This window comes from Tardiphaga sp. 172_B4_N1_3 (assembly GCF_052076035.1).
GTDB classification, from domain to species: Bacteria; Pseudomonadota; Alphaproteobacteria; order Rhizobiales; family Xanthobacteraceae; genus Tardiphaga; species Tardiphaga robiniae.
Genome location: NZ_CP197238.1, coordinates 4,226,332 through 4,248,383 on the forward strand (window position 1 = coordinate 4,226,332; position 22,052 = coordinate 4,248,383).

Consider the following 22,052-nt stretch of genomic DNA (forward strand, 5'->3'; position numbering starts at 1 on the left):
CGCCATCCGCAACCGATTCAAGGCGACCCGCGACAGCACCGGAAACCTACCGCCCCTGCACGCGATCTTTCCCGACAATCTTGCCCCTGTGGTGCGGACGCAGCTATCGCCGCCACTGCGATACCTGTTACTAATGAAAGAGTGGGACATGCTTTGACACCATCGGTACGATCACAAATTCCAGGCGCGCTTATTTTTGTCGGCGCTGGACTTTTTGGCGCTTATCGGCTCCTTCACTGGTTCATCACCGGGGAGGTATGGGTCGATTTTCGAAGCAGAGGAGAACCGAGCGACTATCGCCTAATCACATTTGACGACTACCCCGTCTCCTTTCTTTTTGAATTTTTCATCAACGGGCTCTTCGCAACTGCGGGAATTGCCGGCGCAATTTCTCTGGCGCGATGGATGCACTCTTGGTGGATACGCGCTGACGATGGTCACGAATCAACCGGCGAGGCTGGCTCTCGCGGGAGCCATGGGATGAAGCGTCCGCATTGCAAGCGTGGCGCCGAGAAGAAGGAAGAGGACAGAAGCACTTGAACGTCCTAACGAAGCTCAATTTTCCCCAATGGACCGATTACCAAAAAAAGAATGGGCTCGATCCTTTGGGAATGCAGAATAGCAGCGTCAGTCTCTATCAGACGTTGCTTCCCGGCATTGGCAACGTGACCCTGCGGGTCCGATACTATGGCTTGTATGCTTGGCTAAGCTGGGTCTATGCGACCCAGATTGGCGATACCGATCCGAAGAACTGGCAGCGCATTGTCCGGCGCACAGAAGCGCTTTATGCGCTGATTGCACAGCGCTATGGCGAAAGTAGCGGCGTAGCTGGTACGGATTGGGCTAGAGACACACTACGAGAGCTGACTGGCAAGACGATTGACTTTTCGACCGCCGCCGAGACCGAACGACCGAACTATTTCGCCGTGAAATGGGGAGCTTATGGACTTGCTTATGCGAGTCAGCTCTTTCAGATCGGAATTCTTGAACAATCGCCGGAACACCAGATCGCTGTGCCCAGTGCTGCCATTGGCGAAAAACTTGCCAGGGTATTTGAGAACGAAATGGGCGAGCTATCGACACTATTCCTCGGTGTAATAAAACGGGCCAAGGTTTCGTTGAACGAGCTAGACCGCTTTGCGAAGCTTGCTCCCTCCGAAATTCGAAAGACGGCACCGGAACGGCGGCTCTATGAGGACATCCTTTTTGCACGAGTCCGCGCAGAAAATGCCGATGACGCTTCACGTCGATCGAGCTTGCTCCTTATACTCGCGATTGCCGGCCACCTGAAGCGCAGCCCTAGTGTGAATGATGTACGATGGATGCTGTACGCCGGCAGGGATCAGGCGGGAGGCACTTTCTCCATGGATGACGGCGATCTGGAAGTACAAGTGAAACGCTGGCGTGTTTATCACGCAAATGACCTCTGCCACGTTGCACTAGAATGCTTATTGAAATTCCTGCTAGATCAACTTGGCAGCGAGCCGCGCGGGATGGAACCATCAGCGTTGATCGCTCGCAGCGCAAGTGCCATTGCTGCCGCCCAAAAGCGCCTGCCATCATCATGGAACGACTTTGTCGCCGGACTGAAGCTCCCGGACAATGCAAACGATCCCAAAGCTGAAGGAAGTGAATTTTCTTTGGTGCGGGCGATCATGGCCGTACGGCGCGATACGGCTTGGTGCTCGGCTGACGTCGCGGCGCAAGCGCTTGTGCTTCTGGGTATCCTACATAAGAGGTTTCGGGACCGCGAAGAGGATGTTACGCAAGAACTGGGCGGCCTCGAAGTCCCGGCATTTCACTCGTTGCTCACGGAGGGACGTTGGCTGGATCGGTGCGGCGACATGCCCTTCTTTGAGGCAATTTCGCGAATTCTCGACGAACGTGTCTTGCATCGGCATCTATGGGTCGCGCTCCGAAAGTTTCAGCGCGGCGACTACACGTTTCTCATCGAAACTGATGATGGCCTGATACGTCTTCGCGGCAAAGATGGGCCTGTTTTTACAAATCCGCGGCTTGGACCCGCAATTCAGTTTCTTCGCGACATCCATTTGATCGGTGAAAAAGGGCTTACGGCTCGTGGCGTGGAGGTATTGCGAAAGTCATGAGGCTGTATGAGCGGTTTGGAGAACGCGGCTACCACACCAGCATTATTTCCACGTTCGGGATCGATTTCGACGTCTATGAAAACGTCGTATTGTCTCGCTTGCGGGGAGCGGGCTGCCACAATAATATTCTACTCTGCGATGGAGCTCTTCTCGGCCAGAGCCTCGCAAATGTCGCAACGCAACCGCGTTCCGCTGGGCGGCTTTACACAGTCAACGGCAAAAGGGCCGCTGGGGCTTTTCATCCCAAGCTAATTATTCAACTCGGCCGGGATGGTGGGCGCATCATTGTAAGTTCCGCCAATATGACGGCCACCGGACTAGCCGGAAACGTGGAGTTGGCCGGAGAATTTGCATGCGGGGTTGACGATTCCGGAGAGCAGCGCCTGATTGCGCAGGCGTGGTCTTATGTGATGCGCCATTGTGACAGAACGGGACAGGCTCTGGACGCTCAGATTTCCTGGGCAGAAACCCGAACAGGCTGGCTGCGCCGCGCGCAAGCGGCCGCCGGCCCCGTCGTGCTGAAGGATGGGACAACAGCGGCACTTCTCACTACAGGTCAAAGGACGGGCATTGCAGAGAGGTTTCTCGCGCAGATCAATAGCAGGTCGGTCGAGCGACTTGTCGTGATCAGTCCTTATTGGGACGATGGCCTGAAGGCTCTGGACTATCTTGCCAAGACGCTTTCACCCGCAAAGATTGATCTGCTAGTTGACTCCGAAACCAAGCTATTTCCAGTAAAAGCGTTGAAGAAGTTCGCAAACGTTCGGCTGTTCGATAGGAAGGGATTTCGCAAAAGCCGCTTTTTGCATGCCAAAGCATTCATTGCGCAGACAGAGGACGCAGATCATGTTTTATACGGAAGCGCAAACTGCACCGTTGCCGCCCTCGGTCTGAAGGACGTCGGAAGCATAAATGAAGAGGTGAGCATCTATCAGCGCTTCCCGGCGGGAACCGCCTTTGAAGCGCTTGAATTAGACGGTTTGCTCGATCTTTCCTCCGAGATCAATCCGACGCAACTAACGGAGAGCGAGCATGTTGACGACGTTGATCTTGAGCAATGGCACAGCGATTTCCCAGGGCGCTTTGAATGCAATTACGAACTGTTAGTCTGGACGCCTCCTGATGGTATCGAGCCAGATTCCGTAATCGTCATTTTGCTTGATCACGAGGGAAACAAACTTCCACACACGCTCAAGTCGGCCGGGCGCAAGGGGAACGCTCGGCATTACCGTCTGACAGATTCTTCAGATCGTCCGGCATTCGCAAAGCTAAGGCGTGCAGACGGAACACAGTCTGCAGTAGCTATCGTCACTTTGATTGACAAGATCCGGGAGACCGCGAAGGAAGCACGATCTCGACAGGCTGAAAACGCCACATCGCAGCTCTTCGAAGAAACCGAGGTAACTCTTCTTCTGCTAGAGATTTTGGATCAGCTCGAGGTGGCTGAGAGCGCGCATAATGGCGCTCGGAGCGAGGCGACGATGGTAGTGCACCGCAAGCTCGCCGCTGGAGAAGATAGCAGTTTGCATGCCGACCATCGGACCCTTCCCTACGAGCAATTTGTCGCCGGGCGAGCGCCGCGCGAACAGGACTTAACCATACCAAGAAGCAGTTTCGGAAGTAGCGATGTCTCGCTTGTACGCGGATTTCTCAATCGAATTCTCCAACTTGGTAATGAAGAACATCGGACCATTGAGGACGAAAGGGCGCTCGACAAAGCTTTCGATCTCGGAGATGAGACGTCTAATGCCGAGGAAGACATCGGGCGCGGCACCGGTATTTCAATAGACGATGACACGTCCCCTGAGCTGCGGGCACGCGAAGAAAAGCATCGCAAGAAAGCGCGTACGAAAGCTACACGCGATCAGATCGCAAATGCGGTTTTGGCGTTCAATGCAAGGATATTGAAGAGTAAGTCTAACAACGGACTGACGACCATTGATATCCTTAGGCTTCGCTCCTTACTGACCGTCATCGCTGCCGCCGGATGGGCCGGTTGTGATGCAGGAGAAGAAAACATTCTCGCAAAGACGTCAGTCCAAGTCTTACCTGTCGGCGATAGCAACGAAAGTTGGCCCCGCCTTATTGGGCGAGTCTTGTTTTCATTCTTTGGTGGAGCTGATCCTGCCATCCGGCACGTTGCTATCGATGCTTCGCACAAGCAGTTCACCGACGACCTTGTGGAATGTTGGGCCACATGCTTTTGGTGCCTCCATGCATGTCTTTGCGCGCCGTACTCAAAGACTGAACACACAGCTCTTCAACCATACCTTTTGAAGCTGTCAGAGCGGGTCTATCGTCTGACGGGGTTCAGAGACAACGAGGAGGTTCAATCACCAGATATTGCCCTGGTGATGGAACGGTTGAGCGAACGGCTCAGCGCACCGCTAGGCGTTGATCCGCTTCTGCTGGCGGACAGTCATAAGGTTCTCGCGCAATCGATCTTTGAGCCGCGCGAGCTCGGAAGTGCAGGTTTTGGAAAAAAGACTGGCACAGCGGCGCGACCGAAATAAGGGGAGTATCGCTGACACAGCGTTTGACCGCATTGCCCCTATCTCGAAGACTAGAGAAAATGTGCAGAAGTGGCTGGAAGACCCCAAAGGTTGGATGTCAGCGCCACCGGCTTGGAAGAATCGCTGTAAGCGTTTCCGAACGTGTGGGCATCAATGACGCGATCGATCTCGTGACCGGAGAGGCCTTAAGCGAGGTCGGCCAGTTCAACGAAACTGCCGTCTATCGGCCCGGTGGGGCGGCATGACAAGGCCCAAGAGCGCCAGCAAGCTGTGCTGCAGCAGGTGCAGATCCGGCATCCTGTTCGCTCCGTTTCACGTCGCTGCATCCAGCCCACGATGACTACTTTGATTCAACTTGGATTTCCAGCAAGGGCCATGAATGCACGCGGCAGGGGCTAAGCTGCGCACGTCCACAAGCTTGAGACCGAGTTGCTCAACTCCAGTAAGGCGCATTCATCTATTCACGCCGATTTGCTCTGGTGAACGCCGCGCCCGAAGAATGGCGCCGTATTGGTTACAAAGCACAGCGTAACCAATTGCTAAACGCGAATCCTGTCGGACTAGAACGAAGCCAAAACAAAGCGGTTATCGCCTCGCGGACTGGTCTATACAATGGCGTTGACCTCCATCGAAAAGCCGTGAAAAATCCGCGGCGCCGCTTTCAGGAGGGACACGGTCAATGAAAAATCCGATCTGCGGCCCTCTCGAAGACGTGTCTCCAGACCAACGTTCCAGCACTGATCCGTATCTCTGTTACAGCGGCGGAACGAACTTCCTCGGTGTCGATGATGTGCCTCCGCTGTGCCATTATCGAGAGACGGAATCCGAGGCTTACCGATTTGTTTGGCAAAGCAGTTTCAGTGGAGCCGCACTCGTTCACGTCGCGCGTTTGGACGATTCGTTTCGGCTGTATTGCCGCTTTCTACGCCATTCGCGCCTCTATTTAGAGGAGCCGATTGTCTCCTCGGCGCTCTCGCTTGACGATTGGAGGAAATTACAGCTGGCCTTGACGATGTCGGACTTCTGGTCACTCGCCACCAATGACAGGCGGATGGGGTTCGACGGCGCGAATTTGTTGATCGAGGGGCGGCGTGGCGTCACTTATCACGCGGTGGACCGCTGGAGTCCGCAGGGAGCGGTCCGAGACCTTGGTCAGACCTTCTTTGCCTTGGCTGGATCTCCTTTCTCAGAGATCGAACTTTATTGAACAAGAGAGACCGCTAGGCCCAACCTCGAACAGGCGATGGTCCAGTTCAAATCTTGACAAGGTGGTGGTTACGCGTAACCACCTGATCTCCATTCAATGTCGAGCCCTTGGGACTGCAGAGCGGCCCGCCGACATGGGCGGTGAGATACAATTCACCCGGATCGAACAGGCGATCGCGCGAACATACAATCGGACCTCAGGCCGGGCCTATCGTGGCTTCGAAAAGCTCGTTTCTATCGGCCTCTGTCGCATTTGGCGGTAGGAGAGCATCTGGCATCGACCGCAGTTTCCTTTCCAACAACGCGTGCAGATTTTCAAAGGACGCTCGACCGTCTGGCAGCACGGCGATGGGGATGTCACTTCCAAATCGCGCGTCTGCCCGATCCACACCACGCGTCCATTGCATTGGTCCTCCACTGCCGGATCACCAGCGTGAGACCCGGATCACATGATTGGCGCTCGTCAGCCAACGCCTCCAGCGCGCGGCGACAGGATCATGATCGCGAATTCATCGGGACCATTCTGAAACGCGTCCACGCGCGCCTGCCGGGCCTTAAAAATCTGCGTCGTGGACCTAACCGGCGATAGCCGCGCGATCTACGGCGCGATGATCTGGATGGCGGACAAACTTGACAGCGAGGACGACGAACGTGCGCGGCAACTGTACGCGAGAACGGGGAAAGCGTTCGTAGCGGAACGCGAGTGAGAGATACTCAGTCCGCGATCTCTCTCAGTAGAATCTCTGCTTGGGCAAGAACGGTCTGTACCGCCTCGTCCGAAAGGTCTGGTGGATAACCATATTTTTTGAGTATGCGCTTCACCAAAACACGCATACGGGCACGGGCGCTTTCGCGTTGATGCCAATCGACAGTGACGTTGTTGCGCAGCTGTTCCAGTAGTTCGTGGGCGATGACACGCAATTTTTCGTTGCCCATGGCTTCCACCGCGCTCTCGTTTTCTGCAAGTGCCATGTAGAATGCGACTTCCTCTTGGCTAAGGCCCATCTCTTCGCCGCGCGTGCGAGCAGCCTTCATGTCCTTCGCGAGCTGGATCAGTTCCTGAATCATCTCGGCGGCGGAAATAGCCCCTGCATGATAACGGGCAACTGCTTCCTCCAGCCTGCTGGAAAACGCTTTGCTTTCAACCAAATTGGTCTTTGAGCGGCTGACGATTTCGCCGTTGAGCAGCTTCTTCAACGCCTCCAGCGCTAGGTTCTTCTTTTCCATCTTGCCAACCTCCATAAGGAACTCGTCGGACAGAATGGAAATGTCGGGGGACTGGATGCCTGCCACTTTCAGGATGTCGATGATTTCAGACGATGCAACGGCTCGATCAACGAGCTGCTGAACGGCGAAAGCCCGGTCTTTTTCACTGTTCTTTCCGGTCGCCGTGGTCTTGGACAGCACTGCCCGGATTGCCTGGAAGAAGCCGACCTCATCGCGAATGGTACGAGCCTCGTCACTCGCAGACGCAAGAGCGAAGGCTTTTGATAGTTCCAGCACCATGTCCATAAAGCGGCGGTGCGCCCGCTTCTTGTCCTCGTCAGTGCTCTGCCGCGCGGCTTGAGTCTCTTGCCATTTCAGAACCCAGTCGATAGCTCCGCCAAGGCAGATCAGGCGTTCGCGTGGTTGGCCGTCGATACCGGGGCCATAGTCAAAGCCATGGAACAGGTCGCGGATAGCTTCGTATCGTTCCATCATCGCGGCGACGGCTGCGGATTCGTCTATGCCGGTCTTGTCTCGGTCGGAATCGGTGTATTGGCTGAGCGCGTTTCGCAGGTTCTGTGTAACGCCGATGTAATCGACTACCAGTCCACCTGGCTTGTCTTTGAACACCCGGTTCACGCGGGCAATCGCCTGCATCAGCCCGTGTCCGCGCATAGGTTTGTCGATGTACATCGTGTTCATGCACGGCGCGTCAAAACCAGTCAGCCACATATCGCAGACGATAACCAGGCGAAGCGGATCATTGGGATTGCGCGCCCGCTTTGCCAGATCGTCGCGGCGTTTCTTTGAGCCGATGTGCCGCTGCCACTCCAGCGGATCCGAAGCCGAGCCGGTCATCACGATCTTCACTGCACCTTCGGCATCATCCGTCGAGTGCCACTCGGGTCGCAAGGCAATGATCCGATTGTACAGGGCAACGCAGATGCGACGGCTCATGCAGACGGCCATCGCTTTGCCGATCATTGCATCGATGCGAGCTTCAAGGTGGACGACCATATCTTCCGCCACCTGTGCCAACCGCTTTTCGGAGCCTACCAGCGCTTCGACAGCTGACCATTTCGCCTTCAGCTTTTCCGCCTCGGTCAGTGATTCATCTTCTACGAGCGCCTCGATTTCGCTGTCGATCAGCGGCTTTTCGTCATCGCTCAGTTCGATACGCGCCAGACGGCTTTCGTAGAAAATTGGCACCGTCGCGCCGTCTTCCACCGCGCGGCTGATGTCGTAGATATCGATATATTCGCCGAAGATCGCTGGTGTATTGATGTCCGCCGCCTCAATCGGGGTGCCGGTAAAGCCGATGAACGATGCGTTCGGCATCGCCTGCCGGATATAGTGAGCATAGCCATAGCGCCGCAGCCCGGTTTCCCGGTTAAGCTTCGCCTCAAAACCATATTGACTGCGGTGAGCTTCGTCCGCGATGACGATGATGTTGCGCCGGTCGGAAAGCAGCGGGAAACTCTCTTCCCCTCGTTCCGGCGAAAACTTCTGAACTGTGGTGAACACCACGCCGCCCGCCGCCTTGTCGAGAAGTTGCTTCAAATCTTGGCGGCTGTCCGCTTGTTCCGGGTTCTGGCGGATCAGGTCGCGGCACAGCCCGAAAGTGCCGAAAAGCTGATCATCCAAATCGTTGCGGTCAGTCAGGACAACCAGCGTCGGGTTTTCCAGCGCCTTGGATTTGACTGCCAGCCCGGCGAAGAACGCCATCAACAGGCTCTTGCCCGAACCCTGCGTGTGCCAGATCACGCCGATCTTGCGGTCTCCATCGGGCCGCGATGCTTCTACCGCCTGCCACACAGCCTTTTTTGCGCCATGGAACTGGTGATAACCGGCGATAATCTTGAACGGGCCTTCGCCCTTGTCGCCAAAAACGATGAAATCGCGGATCAGGTCCAGCAGATTTTGGCGCGTGAATACGCCGCGCAGCAGGGTTTCCAGTTCTGGCGTGCCCCGGTGGGCGAAGTCTTCGCCGTCCACTGTGCGCCAGGGCATGAAGCGTTCTGCGTTAGCGGTGATCGAACCGATGCGCGCTTCCATGCCATCCGATGTCACTAGAGCGGCGTTGGCGCTGAACAGGCTGGGAATTTGGTTCAGATAGGTCTGCAACTGATTGTAGGCATCGGCAATTGTCGCATTCTGTGCAGCGGCGTTCTTCAGCTCCAATACGGCTAGCGGCAGACCATTGACGAACAAGACCAAGTCTGGGCGGCGATTGGTGCGGTTCTGGACGACAACAAACTGATTGACCGCCAGCCAGTCATTCACATCCGGGCGGTCAAGGTCGATCAGCCAGATTTTAGTGGCAGCGGTCTTGCCGCTCTCACCGCGATATTCGACATCGACGCCTTCGGTCAGCAGCTTATGGATGCGCCGGTTTTCCTCGACTAGCGAAGGAAGTTCGCCGGTGAGTATGCGACGCAGCGCTTCCCCGCGTGCAGCTTCCGGCGCGTCGGGGTTAATCCGGGCAATCGCCGTTTCCAGCCTGCCGGTCAGGATGACATCGCCGAAGGATCGGCGCTCCGGTGCCGTGCCATCGGGCGCGATCACGGAACCGTGGAGGTGGGACCAACCAAGTTCTTGCAGTGTTTCGATAGCCGCCAGTTCGACGATGTCCTCGCTGATGCTCATGTCATACCTTCCATGAGAGCGATCAAAAGATTTTCGACCATCAAATCGTGATCGCCCGCCGGATAGTAGATGGGATGAATCCCTGATTCTGCGAGAAAACCTCGCCGTGCGAGTCGTCCCTCTTCTTCTGGCTGAGGTAGGAACGCAAAGTGTGGTGCATGACCGATGGCCGCCTTGCCGTTCAACTGCTTGAGAGCCTCAACTGTTCGGTCTTGAGTCAAACTGCATCCAAGAAACAGGAAGCTTCGTGTTGCTGAAACCGCATTCATGACTTCCGACAACGTCCGCTCGGCGGTGTAGGTCATGTTGTACTCTGCGGCTGTCAGAACGCGACCGTTGTCGGTTTCAGCCTCGCCATGTAGCCGTAGTAGACAATGTTTGCCGTTTGCAATTCTACCGGGAGCATCCCGCAGAGCGGCACCTGAAAACGTGTTGTCGAAAGGCAGAGCGGCCTCGCGATAGACATTTGGAAGGACATAATCGAGGTTTGTCGTAATCACTTCTTGCTTGAATATCTGGGGCAGAAGGCAGACTGGCCCGGCGATCCGCCAATGATGCGGACCCAGCTTTTCCCTAATCTCTTGACCAAAAACCTTACCCCCAAGAATATCGTGCACAGCTTGTGCCGCATCTTCATAGCGGTTCTGTTGAAGCAGGTCTTCAATCTCCGGGATCCGATCCTTTGCATCAGCCAGAAGAGATTTAAGAAAATTGCCCCAAGTCCGAAATCCACTGGCACACGACATACCAGCCCCGACGAAAGGCAGCACGGCACCTTGCTTGAGACGGTGCACCAATTCCTTAAAACGATCGATACAACCGTTTTCAGTCAGAAATTCTTCAACCCGGTCGGCGGCGTTTCCCCTTTCAGAACTGATCCAATCTACCAGTAAGGCATTGAAAATCTCATCGCCCGCCATCTCCAATATTTCGGATCTCCGCCAAACCTTTGTGCGAATTTCAATGTCGCCTTCTTCATTCAATTCATCAATGAAACGCTGTCTGAAGTAATTTTCCATCTATGCGCGCTCCTCCCCGGAGGGGGTGATGCGCACTGCACCCGACATCAGCCGGGGCAGGAGATAGTCGCGTGTTTCGGCGAGGGTGCGGTTTTCTCGAGCCGCTGCAATCAGACGGGCGAACAGTGGATCAGCCAGGTTCCCGAACTCTAAAATGATGCGGCGGTCTGCTGGCAGGGCCGACGTAATCGGACGGAAGTTCTTCTTGCTGATCTCCTGAAAGGTCGAGCCGTTGGCGTTGGCGATGACCTTGTCCATGTTGGCCTTGCACCAACAGTAGAGATAGGCGCTGCCCGTCTCAGCAGTCGGAGCGAGACCGATAAAACCCTGATTGATAGCTACCGGTACTTGGGCAATGGCGAGATAGCCAATCGGGGCGCGGGACGACAGCAGCACCGAGCCCACGGGCAACAGTCCAGAGGTGATCTTAGCCAATCCTGCGTCACTGATCTGCCGCACCGTGTCGAACAGCGCGAGGTCATTCATGTTCGACAGGTCTTTGGGTGTGGCCCAACAATGCTGCGCCGGTGCCCATAGGGTTTCGTCGCCAGTGCTGGGCGTAGAACCTCCTTGGGCCTTCACCAAATCGCTGATCGCGGTTTCTTTCCATCCCTCCGGCAGACCATCGTCACCAAGGGCAGCGGGAAAGAGGGCGGCAAGTTCGGCGGCACGGGCGGGGTCTGGAGCAAGGCCGCCCATGATCGCCACAGGAGCGGCTTCGCCAGCCGCCTTGCGGCGGACGGGGCCGAAATCGACAAACCAATCTCGAAAGATCGCTTGCGCCATCCCCTCCAGCGTCCCGTTCATCCGCCGGTTGAGTTCGATCTTGTCGTCCAGCGCCGCAAGGACAGAAGCTATGCCAACTTGCGCTTCCTTTGACGGGATAGGCAACTCGAACTTCGGAACATCGGCGCACTTGAGGCTATCAAAAACCGCGCCAACGTTCATGTATCTCTGAATCTGATTCCACCATTGCGGGCTGGAAACCAACCAGCGCAAGAATTCTGGTTTGACGCTGGTCCCATCTGCCCGAAGCAGCACCAAATTTTGCCCCAATGCAAAATCGGATTGCTCGCCGACTGGGGCTGTTACACCGGGATTAGTGCGGCGGGAGAGAACAATATCGTGTTTGCGCGGCTTTGCTTTACGTGTCCATGCAACAAAATCGTCCCTAGTGATTTTGCGAGCTGCGTCGAAATTCAACCTGCCATCTTTCATTTCCGGGATGGCGATATACGGGTAGCCGATAAGCGCGGGCTTGGGAGTGGCATGGACGCAATCGATCAACTCCACTCCGGCCTGTCCCAGTGTCATCGTTTCCCAAACATCAGACATCGTCACGCACCGTTGCCAGCTTCTCGCGGATTAGCATAGTAAGCCGGTCACTTTCACTGAACTGATCTTCCAGAGTTGCGGTCAATGCGGAGAAACGTTCCGCAATGGGCACACCGTCATCCTCGGCATCTTTCGCTCCGACGTAGCGCCCCGGCGTGAGGACATGGCCGTGCTTGCGGATCTCGTCCAAGGTTTCCGATGCACAGAAGCCGGGAATGTCCTGATACTCGCCAAGCCCCGCTTCCGGCTTTGCCCGCCAACGATGGTAGATGCCGCCTATCGTGGCGATGTCACTTTCCGAAAACTCGCGCCTCGTGCGATCCACCATATGGCCAAGACTGCGGGCATCGATGAACAGGACCTCGCCGCGTCGATCCCGATGGCCGTTCGCGCTCTTGTCGCGGGAGAGGAACCAAAGGCAGGCAGGAATCTGCGTGGAGTAGAAAAGCTGACCCGGCAGCGCGACCATACAATCCACTACGTCGCCCTCGATCATAGCCTTGCGGATTTCACCCTCACCCGATTGCTGCGATGACATCGAACCATTGGCCAGCACAACGCCCGCCGTTCCGCGCGGGGCCAGATGGTGGATGATATGCTGCAACCACGCGAAGTTGGCATTGCCAGCGGGCGGCGTTCCGTATTTCCAGCGGACATCGCCTTCAAGCTGGGGCTGCCACCAGTCTGAAATGTTGAACGGCGGGTTCGCCATCGCGTAATCGAACTTGAGCGTGGGGAAGGCGTCGTTGAGGAACGAGCCTTCGTTGTTCCACTTGATGTCCGCATCGATGCCACGCACCGCAAGGTTCATCTTGCAGAGCTTCCAAGTGGTATGGTTGCGCTCTTGCCCATAAATAGCGATGTCGCTGCGGCGGCCCTGATGGTTTTCAATGAACCGCTCGGACTGCACGAACATTCCGCCGGAGCCACAGGCGGGATCGTAAACCCGGCCGTTGTGCGGCTCCAGCATCTCGACAATGGTCCGAACGACCGAACGGGGCGTGAAAAACTCGCCGCCGCGCCGCCCCTCTGCGCCCGCAAATTGGCTGATGAAATATTCATAAGCTCGGCCCAGCAGGTCTTTCGACTTGCCATCCGCGCTGTGCATCCCGACCTTGGAGAACAAGTCGATCAACTCACCCAACATGGTCTTGTCGAGTTGCGGGCGGCCGTAGTCCTTAGGCAGCACATCCTTGAGTACGGTGGAATTGGCCCGCTCGATTGAATCCATCGCGTTGTCGATCAGGTTACCAATGTCGCCCACACGCTCCTTGCCGGTGGTGACGTCGGTAAAGGTGATTAGCGGGCGCTTGGCATTGGCCTGCAAATGCTCCCATCGCGCCTCCTGTGGCACCCAGAAAACGTTTGATGCGAGATATTCTTCCGGGTCTTCCGGATCGGCAAACTCTTCCTGCAACAGCTTCGCGCGATGATGCTCGAACGCCTCGGAGATATATTTAAGGAAGATCAGGCCAAGAGCGATGTGCTTATATTCCGAAGGTTCAAGATTTCCACGCAGCTTGTCCGCTGCTTTAAACAACTCCGCTTCGAACCCAAGATCACTGCCACTATTACTTTGCGATGCCATTGAATCGTATTCCCCCTGCTCACCACGCATAGCTGAGGGAGCAGCCCATGGGCAACTGGCGAATACCTCTACGGTCGAAAGTTGCGTGGCCGTGAGGCACGCCAGCCGAGGGGAGATCAGCTAGCGCAGCCAGCGCCGACCGAGTCGTGGCCCACCATGGCCCTCCTTAGTCCGGGAAGCAGCCGCCTCCTAACTTCGACCCCGACTTGACCAAGAGAGCCCAGCCAAGAAATCGCCGCGGATGCAGGCATCATTTTGGACCTTTTAGCTCAACGACGAACCGAGAGCCGCCTGTAGCGCAATTCCGAGATCATGCAGTCAATTGCTTACGGGCACTCGCGAAGGGCTTTCAGCGCAAGCATCGGCTGTCGAATTCTGTTCTCCCGCGCATGGATCGCTATCGACTCACTTCCCCACGATAATTTCCGAGACGTGCGTTTCTTTGTCCCGGAGCCGGTTTGAACGCCTCGCAATGTGCGTGGGAATGTTGGCTAGAGTTCGTGGACGCTTATTTGACGGATATTCGACGATCTTTTTCGCGATCATCTAAGTAGTTGATTTTACTGGCGCTCCGTAAGGGAATCGAACCCTTACTTTAGCCTTGAGAGATCTTGCTCGGTAAGCCGTCGTGCCGCTGGTGCCGTAGCGAGGCGGGAACGTCGGGTCACGATCGCGAGCGGACAATGACTAAGCAAGCTAGTCCGGTGGCAACGCAGCTGGCGAACCAGCCTATCTCGGCAGCTCCACGCCCTCCGGCAGATCATCCTTGTCGAGCTTCATCTCGAGCCGAAAGCTGTTGCAAAACGCTTGATGGTAACGGAAGCGTGACCCTCGCATCTCGACGATCCGGAAGTGGTCCCCCATCAGCATCTGCAGGATGGGAGGAAGGGCATCCATCGGGATCGACACCAGTCCGGCGATACGGTCGTCGTGGACGTCAAGTGACCCCGCGCATCGCGGCTGCCGCTCTTTTCGAATAAGCGGAAGCATATCGTAGGATGGCAACAGCGTGATTTCGACCCGATCCGTCTTCAAGCCTTTCGGATGCAGCAGACGACCGCTGATCTGCAGGTGCCGAAATTCGTGGTAAGGATCGACGGCACGTCGGTCGTTGTTGAGAGACAGCGAGTAACTCCAATCCCAGCTTTCGATCCATATGATGTAATCGACGAACTCCTCCGGCGTTTTGCGCCGGCGCTTGGCTTTGCTAGGCGCTTTTGGCTTCGGCTCGCTTCCCATCGGTTTCTGCCGCGTCGGGTCAGTATGCAAAGGCTATCCGAGTCGCTCCCGATTCAGAAAAAGTAGCCAAAAGCTGTTGTTGGTATTCCCGTTGGTATTCTGAAAATCATACTGAGATAACCTACGCAATATCAATAAGATACGCTGGAAAATCGATTCCGGCCAGGGCACCAAAAGCTTGTGCGGTCGTTGATCGTCTCTTTCTTTCGGCACATTGCCTCGCGGCGACTGAACCCATCGAGATAACGGGATCACTTTCCATCATCTTCGGCACTTCGGCGACGCGCTCGCCACCTCCTTCGCAACGATTCAGTGTCGGAAAGATTGCTGAGAGCCGCGGCTCCCTCCAAGCCAGCGCCTGCCCCCCCTACGAATGTGCCCGTGAAGTGGAAAACTGGCTTAATGAGGGCTCGCCGAGCCACTTTACGCCCGGCCGTTGAGTTTCTACGTTGGATGCGAGCCAGGAGAACTCATGCGATCGTCTGCTCGACTTGATACGCGTTGGCTGGATGTCATTTGCTGCTCGGCAGCAGTTACAGCTTGCCTGATCATCCAAGGCGCATTGAGCATCTGGTCAGCTGGACCGCTATCTGTTTCCGGAGACCATGTGTTCCTCCTGTCGCCCGCCCGGCAGCTGATGGAAGGGCAAGGATTCTGGAGCAGCAATCTCCTCGGCTACCCCTACGGCCTTAAAACAGCCTACTGGCCGGAGTTCGAGCCACTGCTCAAATTCGCCCTGCTCCTGATCGCGAAGCTCGGATTCGACGTCTTCACAACGGTGAAAATCTTCTACGTGGTCGCGATCGCCGCCATGGCAATCTCGGGGTTTATTTGCCTTCGAAAGCTAGGCGTTGGCCCGATACTCTCCCTGATCGGAGCTATCGCCTTCACTGTCAGCGGCTACTTTCAGATGCGTGGCGTCAATCACGACTTTCTTTCAATCTACCTGGCGGCGGCATTTGGCGCGACCCTGGCACTTCTGATCAATTTCGCGGAAACCGAAGCCCAATTCTTTCAACTGATAAAATCGCGCTTCTTTCTGGCGTCTCTGTTTATTATCTCGACGTCGGGCATGTATTACGCGATGTTCACCCTGCTTTTCATGGGGTTCTCGATCATCCCATTTTCATTCCGGGTCATGAACGCCCGACCTTTTGCAGCGTTTGCAGGGCTGGCCGCAATAGTCATCGTGGTTCTTCTTGCAGGATCTCTCGGCCCGAATATCAGCCTTCTGACGTCTGGCGCTCCGAAACGCGGGCCGTGGGAGCAGTTCAGACACGGGCTTTCGATTTCAGACGCACTCTACTCTTTCAGCTGGATACCCGGTCTTCCTAAAGTGATCATGAGATATGACCGCGAGCGAATCGATACGCTGATCGGAGAAGGTCACCACGAATGGCCGGGCATCGTACTGTCGTTGATTATCATTTCTTCGCCCCTAGTCGCACTGTGGGCGTTCAACAACAACACGATTGACCAAGGCCTTCGACGCATCATTCCCGCAGCTGCGCTGATCACAATTGGACTGGTTTTCGCAAGCCGTGGCGGCACGGGATATCTCTTTAATACGTTGATAAATCCTGCGCTTCGGGGGCAATCAAGGCTAATGCCATTCTTGATGTTTCTTGCAATCTTCGTCGCTGCGTCGATCGCTCACTTCGCATTGCAAGGGCGCTCAAGATGGGGGAGGCTGCTCGCATATCTGGCTTTGATCGGCATACTCTCATCAAGCGTCTCCGTGGCAGGTATTTTGACCGATAGACTTGCGTGGACTTCAAATGACGTCAAAACTCAAGGCATGATCAGAAGCTTCGCTGAAGCGCTCAAGGCCAAAAGCAGCGCTGGCCTCACACACGTCTTGCAATTGCCCATCGCATCGTGGCCTGAATATCAGATGCATCACTATGGCCCCATCTTTGATGCCCGCGGATCAAACACCAAATGGAGTTTTGGTACATCAGAACGTCAGCCGGGCTTCGCAGATTTGAAATCAAAACTTTCCGCGGACGAAGAGCCTGCCAAACTTGTCGCGCGGGCCAGAGCGATCGGGTTTGACGGCGTGTTCATAGAAAAGCGGGATACGTCAGAAGCGGTCATGTCCGCTGTGAGGCTAGGACTTCCTGCTGCATGCTTGATCTACGACGACCCGGAACGGTCGCTCTATGATATCGGCCGAGCTGCCGAATGCCGCAATTAAACACCGATCATTTCGTATGAAGTTCCAGGCCTCTTAACCACGCAGCGAATTGCACGGACTAACATGCTTCGGGTTGCTTCACCTCGCCGGCTCAATCTGGTCATGCTATCGCATGAGAGAGCAAAGGCGGTGGCGCGCGTGACATCGATATGAGCAGCTTCGATCGGCGAAGCATCCTGGCAGGCGGCGTGGCGACAATGCTGTTACGGCCAGTGCCCGCAGCGAGCGCGCCGCTTCCCGGCCCGTCCGATACCTTTACCGATAGCGTCGGCGTCAATGTGCATATCAGCAGCGAGCCATATGCGAGTCATTTCGACCGTTTTCATGATCTGCTTGCGGCATCAGGCATTCGCCATCTGCGCGACGAGTTGCGACCTAGCAACGATCTCGATCACTGGCGCGCGCTGAACAAGCGCGCGAACGTCCTGTTCAATGTTGTGGTGTCGCCGGCGACCAACACCGTGCCGGAGATGATGACCTATCTCGCCGCATTGGGCATCGAGCGCGTCTCGGCGATGGAGGGCCAGAACGAGGGCAACAGCGACTGGTTCCTGTCGCTGCCGCTGGCGAAGCCGGGCTGGAGCAATGTCGTCGTGAACTATCAGCGCGAGGTGCACGCTGCGCTGCGCGCGCGATATGCGGCGGCGGAGTTGCCGCTGCTGTCACCCAGCGTCATCAACTGGAAGCCCGCCGACGTCGCGCTGCTGCGCCCGGCCGCGCAGTTCAGCGATGCCGTCGCGATCCATTCCTATGTACAAAAGGCGCAAGAGCCGGAAACAACCAACGACTACGCCGCCGTGTCGTGGTATCTGCACAATATGCGCGACGCGTTCAAACCCGGCGCACCCGCGCTGGCAACCGAATGCGGCTATTGCAATGTCGTGAAGCCCGGTACCTCCGGCGTCTCGGAAACGGCGGCGGCGCTCTATCTGCCGCGGCTGCTGCTCAACAACTTCCGCCTCGGCATTCTCCGGACATTCCTCTACGAATTCTTCGATGGCGGTACCGATCCCAACGACGGAGAACATCATTGGGGCCTCGTCCGCAATGACGGCTCGCCGAAGCCTGGCTACCATGCGATCCGGAATCTCTTGTCCGCACTGAAAGGCGCACGCCGCGCCAACAACGATCCGGCGCTACGCGTGGCATCCACGGCACCGGACCTGCGGCACATCGCGTTTCAGGATGCGCAGGGACAACCGCTGCTTGCGGTCTGGCGCGCGGTGCGCTGCTGGAATGTGGAGAAGGCTGAAGACATCCCGGTGCCCACCGAGCCGATCGACATCGCCGTCGATGGCCCTGCCGCTTCGCTCTCCTTCAACCGTCCGAATGACGATGCCGACTGGCGCCGCGTGCCGGTGGCCGACGGGCACGCGACGATCCCGCTGGACGGGCGCGTGGCGATCGTCCGGCGTTCCAGCTGAGCTGCTATGACCTGCTGTGGCTTGAACCGCCCCGCCGCGCTTTGTATCCTGAAACTGCGTACGAACTGACGGTGAGCAGCAAAGTCTTTCAGACAAGGTCTTTTAGACTCTGCGGTCCGGCCAAGCATGCGACAGCTTCGCCTTCTGCTCCAAAATATAACGGATTCTTCCCCATATGGACTATGCGCCTTCCGCTCTGGCCCCTGCGGCCGAGACGCACGCTTTTCAGGTTCTGCTCGAAGACGGCGCCACTGCCAGCGTCCGCGTTTACGGACAAGGTCCGCGGATCATCTGCAGCCATGGCAATGGCCTCGCCATGGATGCTTTTCAAAGCTTCTGGCGCCACTTCACGGATGACTACCAGACCGTGGTATTTGACTTTCGTCATCACGGCCGCAGCAGTCCGTATCGTCAGCCTATCCCGCATGTCTGGCCGCAGCTCATCCGGGACTATGAGGCGATCATGCAAGGGATCACCCGCGAACTCGGCGCGGCGCCGAGCCTCGGTGCATTTCATTCGATGAGCGCACTGACGACCCTGCTGCATGCCGCCGAATATCAGACGCCATGGATCGGCATCGTCGGCTTCGAGCCGCCGGCGACGCCGCCAGCGAGCTATCCGGAGTTCCAGAGTTTCCGCACCGAAAATGACAGGCTCGCCGGGCGCGCCGCGCAGCGTCGCAGCAACTTTCCGAATGTGCAGGAGCTGTTCGAGTCCTATCGCCGCAGCTCGGCATTTGCCGGCGTCGACGATGCCGGACTGCAAGCACTCGCCGCATCCACGCTGCGCTGGAACGACGACAGGCAGCTCTATGAACTCGCCTGCGCCAGAGAATTCGAGGCCAGCATCTTCACCATGCAGGATCTCCCGGGCGCCTGGGAGCGGATGTGCAGGGTCAGGCTGCCGGTGAAGCTCGTCGCCGGTGAACCAAAGACGAGAACCAGCCCGTTCGTCGACATGGAGCGTGCCTTCGCGCGCGATGGCGGCTTTACCTTCACCACCGTGCCCGACGCCTCGCATTTCATGCAGATGGAAAAGCCGGCCGAATGCGCCGCAATCGTCCGCGCCTTCCACGCGAGCCTGGCCTGACAGCTCGGGAGTAACGCCGGGCTGCCATGCCGGCCGCGCAACCGGCTGGCAATCCGCCCCGGCCATGCCCACATGGCAAGGGCAATGGGAGCCCCGTCATGACCGCACTTTCGATCCTCGACCTCGTCCGCGTTACCCAGGACACCGATGCGCGCGGCGCGCTCGACAATTCCCGCGATCTCGCCGGCCATGCGGAGCGATGGGGCTATCAGCGCTTCTGGGTCGCCGAACATCACAACATGATCGGCATCGCCAGCGCCGCGACATCGGTGGTGATCGGCCATATCGCGGCGGGGACCAAAACCATTCGCGTCGGTGCCGGCGGCATCATGCTGCCGAACCATGCGCCCATCGTCATCGCCGAACAGTTCGGCACATTGGCCCGACTGTTTCCCGGCCGCATCGATCTCGGCCTCGGCCGCGCACCCGGCACCGACCAGATGACCATGCGGGCGCTGCGCCGCTCGCTGCAGAACTCCGATAATTTCCCGCAGGACATCCAGGAGCTGCAGGCCTATTTCGCCCCGGCCGGCCCAAACCAGCGCCTGCAGGCTGTGCCGGCGGCAGGCACCGACGTGCCGCTATGGATCCTCGGCTCCTCGACCTATGGCGCGCAGCTCGCCGCGGCGCTCGGCCTGCCCTACGCCTTTGCCTCGCATTTCGCGCCAGACCAATTGCTGCAGGCCCTGCAGATCTATCACCAGCACTTCGAAGCCTCCGAACAGTCGACGAAGCCGCATGCGATGGTCGGCGTCAACATCATCGCCGCCGACACCGATGCCGAGGCCAAGCGGTTGTGGACCACGCAGCAGATGTCGTTCACCAACATGTTCCGCGGCACCCGCGGGCTAAGCGCGCCGCCGATCGACGATATCGAGACCTACTGGGCGCCGGCCGAGAAGATGCAGGCCATGGGCATGCTGCGGCGTTCAATCATCGGCTCGAAGGAGACGGTTCGCGCCGGCATCGCCGCGCTGGTCGAGGAGACCGGCGCGGATGAGTTGATGATCGTCTCGGACGTCTACGACCACGCCACGCGGCTCAAGTCCTATGAGATGATCGCCGAGGCGGCTGCGGGTCTCACCAAGACACCGGCTGAAGCGACCGGCTGAAGCGTTTCAGAAATTGATGGTGGTGCGGACGCCGAACACCGCGGCGTCCTTGATGCGCTTTGTCTGCGTGGCATCGTTGGGATCGACGGCGCCGCCGGCGGGATGCATCACATATTGAAACACTGGCTGCACCGCCACGCCGGGCGCGACCGCAGCGAGATAGGTTACTTCCAGCACGGCTTCGAAATCGCGAATCGGCGTCGCGATGCCGGTGAAAAGCTGCACGTCACGATCGAGCCCGCGCGCGCCATCCGAGATACGCGCATAAGTCATCGCGATTCCGAACCTGTCATCCGGCCGCTCTGCCGAGAAACCCGACACCTGAATGCCGCCATCGAGATAGAAGCTGATCAGATTACGATCGGACGGGCTGATCGACGTGCGTGCAAAGAAGCCGATGCCCTTGTCCGGGCCGAGTGCACTGAAAGCGAGCCGCTGTTCGTAAACGGCGAAAACGCCGCGATTGCCGCGTCGCATCAGCGGCTCGCCGGTGCCGGCCGGATCGGCCTGCGACAGGCCCTGTGCGGTCCAGCGCTCGTCATCGAATTCAGCGAGATGCACCCAGCCGCCGCCGGTGATTGACCCCGGCAGCTCAGACGGGCCGAGCTTGTAGGCATATTTCAGTTGCCCGATGATCCACGGCGGATCGTTGACGCGAAATGCAAGACCATGCGCGTTGGCAATTTGCGGATCATTCGGGCCGGGCGCAGCCGCACTGCCATTGAACACCGCCAGATAGGCCGTGAACGCATCCGACAGACTGGCCTTGAAACGAACGCCCGGCACGGCGAGTGGCGGCGAGGGTCCGCCCGCCGGCAGGATCACGCCGGTAATGCCGGGCCAGCCCAGCGCCGAATTGACGAAGATATCGTCATATTTGCTGTCGATGAACTCGATATCGGATGGCTGCTGACCGACCTTCACCAGCAGTCTGCCGCCGAACAGCGACTGTTCGATCCAGAATTCATAGAGCCGCGTCGCCGGCAGCGCTTCGATGCCGCTCACCAGCATCAGATTGCCGATATAGTCGCGCGACAGGCCAGGTCCGTGGATCTGATAGACATTGGCGTGAAAGGTCGCGCCGCTCCAGCCAACCGCCTTGTCGAGATCCACATCCACGCCAAAATCGAACCGCCCCTCATAGACCGCGCCGCGCCGGATGCCGCCGGACGCATTGCCGAGCGCCTCGCCGATGTAAGTGGCTGACAGCGCCACACCCCATTCGGCGAGCCGGTCATTGATCGGCTTCAGGCCGCTATCGCGCCAATCGCCGGCATGAGCCGATGACAGCGAGACCGTGCCACAGGCGACAAGGCCGGCGAGCGCCATCATCGCACGGGCCATCCAGCACGGAAACACACCAACCATG

Annotated in this window: 15 protein-coding genes; 9 read left to right on the forward strand and 6 right to left on the reverse strand. The window is 57.5% G+C overall.

All coding sequences use genetic code 11. The annotated features are described in order from the left end of the window. Positions 1–153 precede the first annotated feature (153 nt). From AB7783_RS20045 to traD, 5 genes are all read left to right on the forward strand, one after another. Complete coding sequence (locus AB7783_RS20045) at positions 154–540, forward strand: hypothetical protein (RefSeq protein ID WP_441278594.1); 387 nt, start codon at positions 154–156, stop codon at positions 538–540. After that, positions 537–2,108, forward strand: coding sequence for a hypothetical protein (locus tag AB7783_RS20050; RefSeq protein ID WP_441278595.1), 1,572 nt, complete (start codon positions 537–539; stop codon positions 2,106–2,108). Before AB7783_RS20045 ends, AB7783_RS20050 begins: the two co-directional genes overlap by 4 nt. After that, on the forward strand, positions 2,105–4,621 hold the full coding sequence (locus AB7783_RS20055) for a hypothetical protein (RefSeq protein ID WP_441278596.1): 2,517 nt from the start codon (positions 2,105–2,107) through the stop codon (positions 4,619–4,621). The genes AB7783_RS20050 and AB7783_RS20055 overlap by 4 nt, the downstream gene beginning before the upstream one ends. A 679-nt stretch (positions 4,622–5,300) precedes the next feature. Then, positions 5,301–5,828, forward strand: a complete 528-nt coding sequence (locus AB7783_RS20060) for a hypothetical protein (RefSeq protein ID WP_441278597.1) — start codon at positions 5,301–5,303, stop codon at positions 5,826–5,828. 568 nt (positions 5,829–6,396) lie between these two features. Then, positions 6,397–6,534, forward strand: coding sequence for a conjugal transfer protein TraD (gene traD, locus AB7783_RS20065; RefSeq protein ID WP_441278598.1), 138 nt, complete (start codon positions 6,397–6,399; stop codon positions 6,532–6,534). Between the two features lie 7 nt (positions 6,535–6,541). Here the strand turns inward: traD and AB7783_RS20070 are convergent, their stop codons facing one another. The 5 genes from AB7783_RS20070 to AB7783_RS20090 all read right to left on the reverse strand — a co-directional run bounded on the left by AB7783_RS20070 (position 6,542) and on the right by AB7783_RS20090 (position 14,860). Continuing rightward, positions 6,542–9,679 carry a type I restriction endonuclease subunit R gene (locus AB7783_RS20070; protein WP_441278599.1) on the reverse strand — a complete coding sequence of 1,046 codons (3,138 nt, stop codon included), beginning with the start codon at positions 9,677–9,679 and terminating at the stop codon, positions 6,542–6,544. Continuing rightward, complete coding sequence (locus tag AB7783_RS20075) at positions 9,676–10,698, reverse strand: SIR2 family protein (protein WP_441278600.1); 1,023 nt, start codon at positions 10,696–10,698, stop codon at positions 9,676–9,678. The genes AB7783_RS20070 and AB7783_RS20075 overlap by 4 nt, the downstream gene beginning before the upstream one ends. After that, entirely contained in the window at positions 10,699–12,033 is a 1,335-nt protein-coding gene (locus AB7783_RS20080; protein ID WP_441278601.1) for a restriction endonuclease subunit S, read from the reverse strand. Next, complete coding sequence (locus AB7783_RS20085) at positions 12,026–13,621, reverse strand: type I restriction-modification system subunit M (RefSeq protein WP_441278602.1); 1,596 nt, start codon at positions 13,619–13,621, stop codon at positions 12,026–12,028. Before AB7783_RS20085 ends, AB7783_RS20080 begins: the two co-directional genes overlap by 8 nt. Positions 13,622–14,350: 729 nt before the next feature. Further along, the gene (locus tag AB7783_RS20090; RefSeq protein ID WP_441278603.1) at positions 14,351–14,860 is read right to left on the reverse strand and encodes a hypothetical protein; all 510 of its coding nucleotides are present in this window, start codon (positions 14,858–14,860) and stop codon (positions 14,351–14,353) included. A 472-nt stretch (positions 14,861–15,332) separates the two neighbouring features. On the opposite strand from AB7783_RS20090, the gene AB7783_RS20095 reads away from it, so the two are divergent. The 4 genes from AB7783_RS20095 (at position 15,333) to AB7783_RS20110 (ending at position 20,683) form a co-directional block, all read left to right on the forward strand. Next, a complete protein-coding gene (locus AB7783_RS20095; RefSeq protein ID WP_441278604.1) occupies positions 15,333–17,057 on the forward strand; it encodes a hypothetical protein in 1,725 nt (574 codons plus the stop codon). A 149-nt stretch (positions 17,058–17,206) separates the two neighbouring features. Continuing rightward, positions 17,207–18,481, forward strand: a complete 1,275-nt coding sequence (locus AB7783_RS20100) for a hypothetical protein (protein WP_441278605.1) — start codon at positions 17,207–17,209, stop codon at positions 18,479–18,481. A 175-nt stretch (positions 18,482–18,656) separates the two neighbouring features. Further along, positions 18,657–19,571: an alpha/beta fold hydrolase gene (locus tag AB7783_RS20105; protein WP_441278606.1), complete on the forward strand. Its 915-nt coding sequence runs from the start codon at positions 18,657–18,659 to the stop codon at positions 19,569–19,571. 98 nt (positions 19,572–19,669) lie between these two features. Beyond that, entirely contained in the window at positions 19,670–20,683 is a 1,014-nt protein-coding gene (locus AB7783_RS20110; RefSeq protein WP_441278607.1) for an LLM class flavin-dependent oxidoreductase, read from the forward strand. A 6-nt stretch (positions 20,684–20,689) separates the two neighbouring features. Here AB7783_RS20110 and AB7783_RS20115 read toward each other — a convergent pair whose 3' ends face one another. Next, a complete protein-coding gene (locus AB7783_RS20115) occupies positions 20,690–22,051 on the reverse strand; it encodes a carbohydrate porin (RefSeq protein ID WP_441278608.1) in 1,362 nt (453 codons plus the stop codon). Position 22,052 lies beyond the last annotated feature (1 nt).

Excerpts from the sequence above, each read along its gene's own strand:
- AB7783_RS20060 (WP_441278597.1), top strand. The coding sequence starts at position 5,301 with ATGAAAAATCCGATCTGCGGCCCTCTCGAAGACGTGTCTCCAGACCAA.
- AB7783_RS20080 (WP_441278601.1), bottom strand. The coding sequence starts at position 12,033 with ATGTCTGATGTTTGGGAAACGATGACACTGGGACAGGCCGGAGTGGAG.
- AB7783_RS20085 (WP_441278602.1), bottom strand. The coding sequence starts at position 13,621 with ATGGCATCGCAAAGTAATAGTGGCAGTGATCTTGGGTTCGAAGCGGAG.
- AB7783_RS20070 (WP_441278599.1), bottom strand. The coding sequence starts at position 9,679 with ATGAGCATCAGCGAGGACATCGTCGAACTGGCGGCTATCGAAACACTG.
- AB7783_RS20110 (WP_441278607.1), top strand. The coding sequence starts at position 19,670 with ATGACCGCACTTTCGATCCTCGACCTCGTCCGCGTTACCCAGGACACC.
- AB7783_RS20100 (WP_441278605.1), top strand. The coding sequence starts at position 17,207 with ATGAGCAGCTTCGATCGGCGAAGCATCCTGGCAGGCGGCGTGGCGACA.
- AB7783_RS20090 (WP_441278603.1), bottom strand. The coding sequence starts at position 14,860 with ATGGGAAGCGAGCCGAAGCCAAAAGCGCCTAGCAAAGCCAAGCGCCGG.
- AB7783_RS20055 (WP_441278596.1), top strand. The coding sequence starts at position 2,105 with ATGAGGCTGTATGAGCGGTTTGGAGAACGCGGCTACCACACCAGCATT.
- AB7783_RS20105 (WP_441278606.1), top strand. The coding sequence starts at position 18,657 with ATGGACTATGCGCCTTCCGCTCTGGCCCCTGCGGCCGAGACGCACGCT.
- AB7783_RS20115 (WP_441278608.1), bottom strand. The coding sequence starts at position 22,051 with ATGGTTGGTGTGTTTCCGTGCTGGATGGCCCGTGCGATGATGGCGCTC.
- AB7783_RS20095 (WP_441278604.1), top strand. The coding sequence starts at position 15,333 with ATGCGATCGTCTGCTCGACTTGATACGCGTTGGCTGGATGTCATTTGC.
- AB7783_RS20075 (WP_441278600.1), bottom strand. The coding sequence starts at position 10,698 with ATGGAAAATTACTTCAGACAGCGTTTCATTGATGAATTGAATGAAGAA.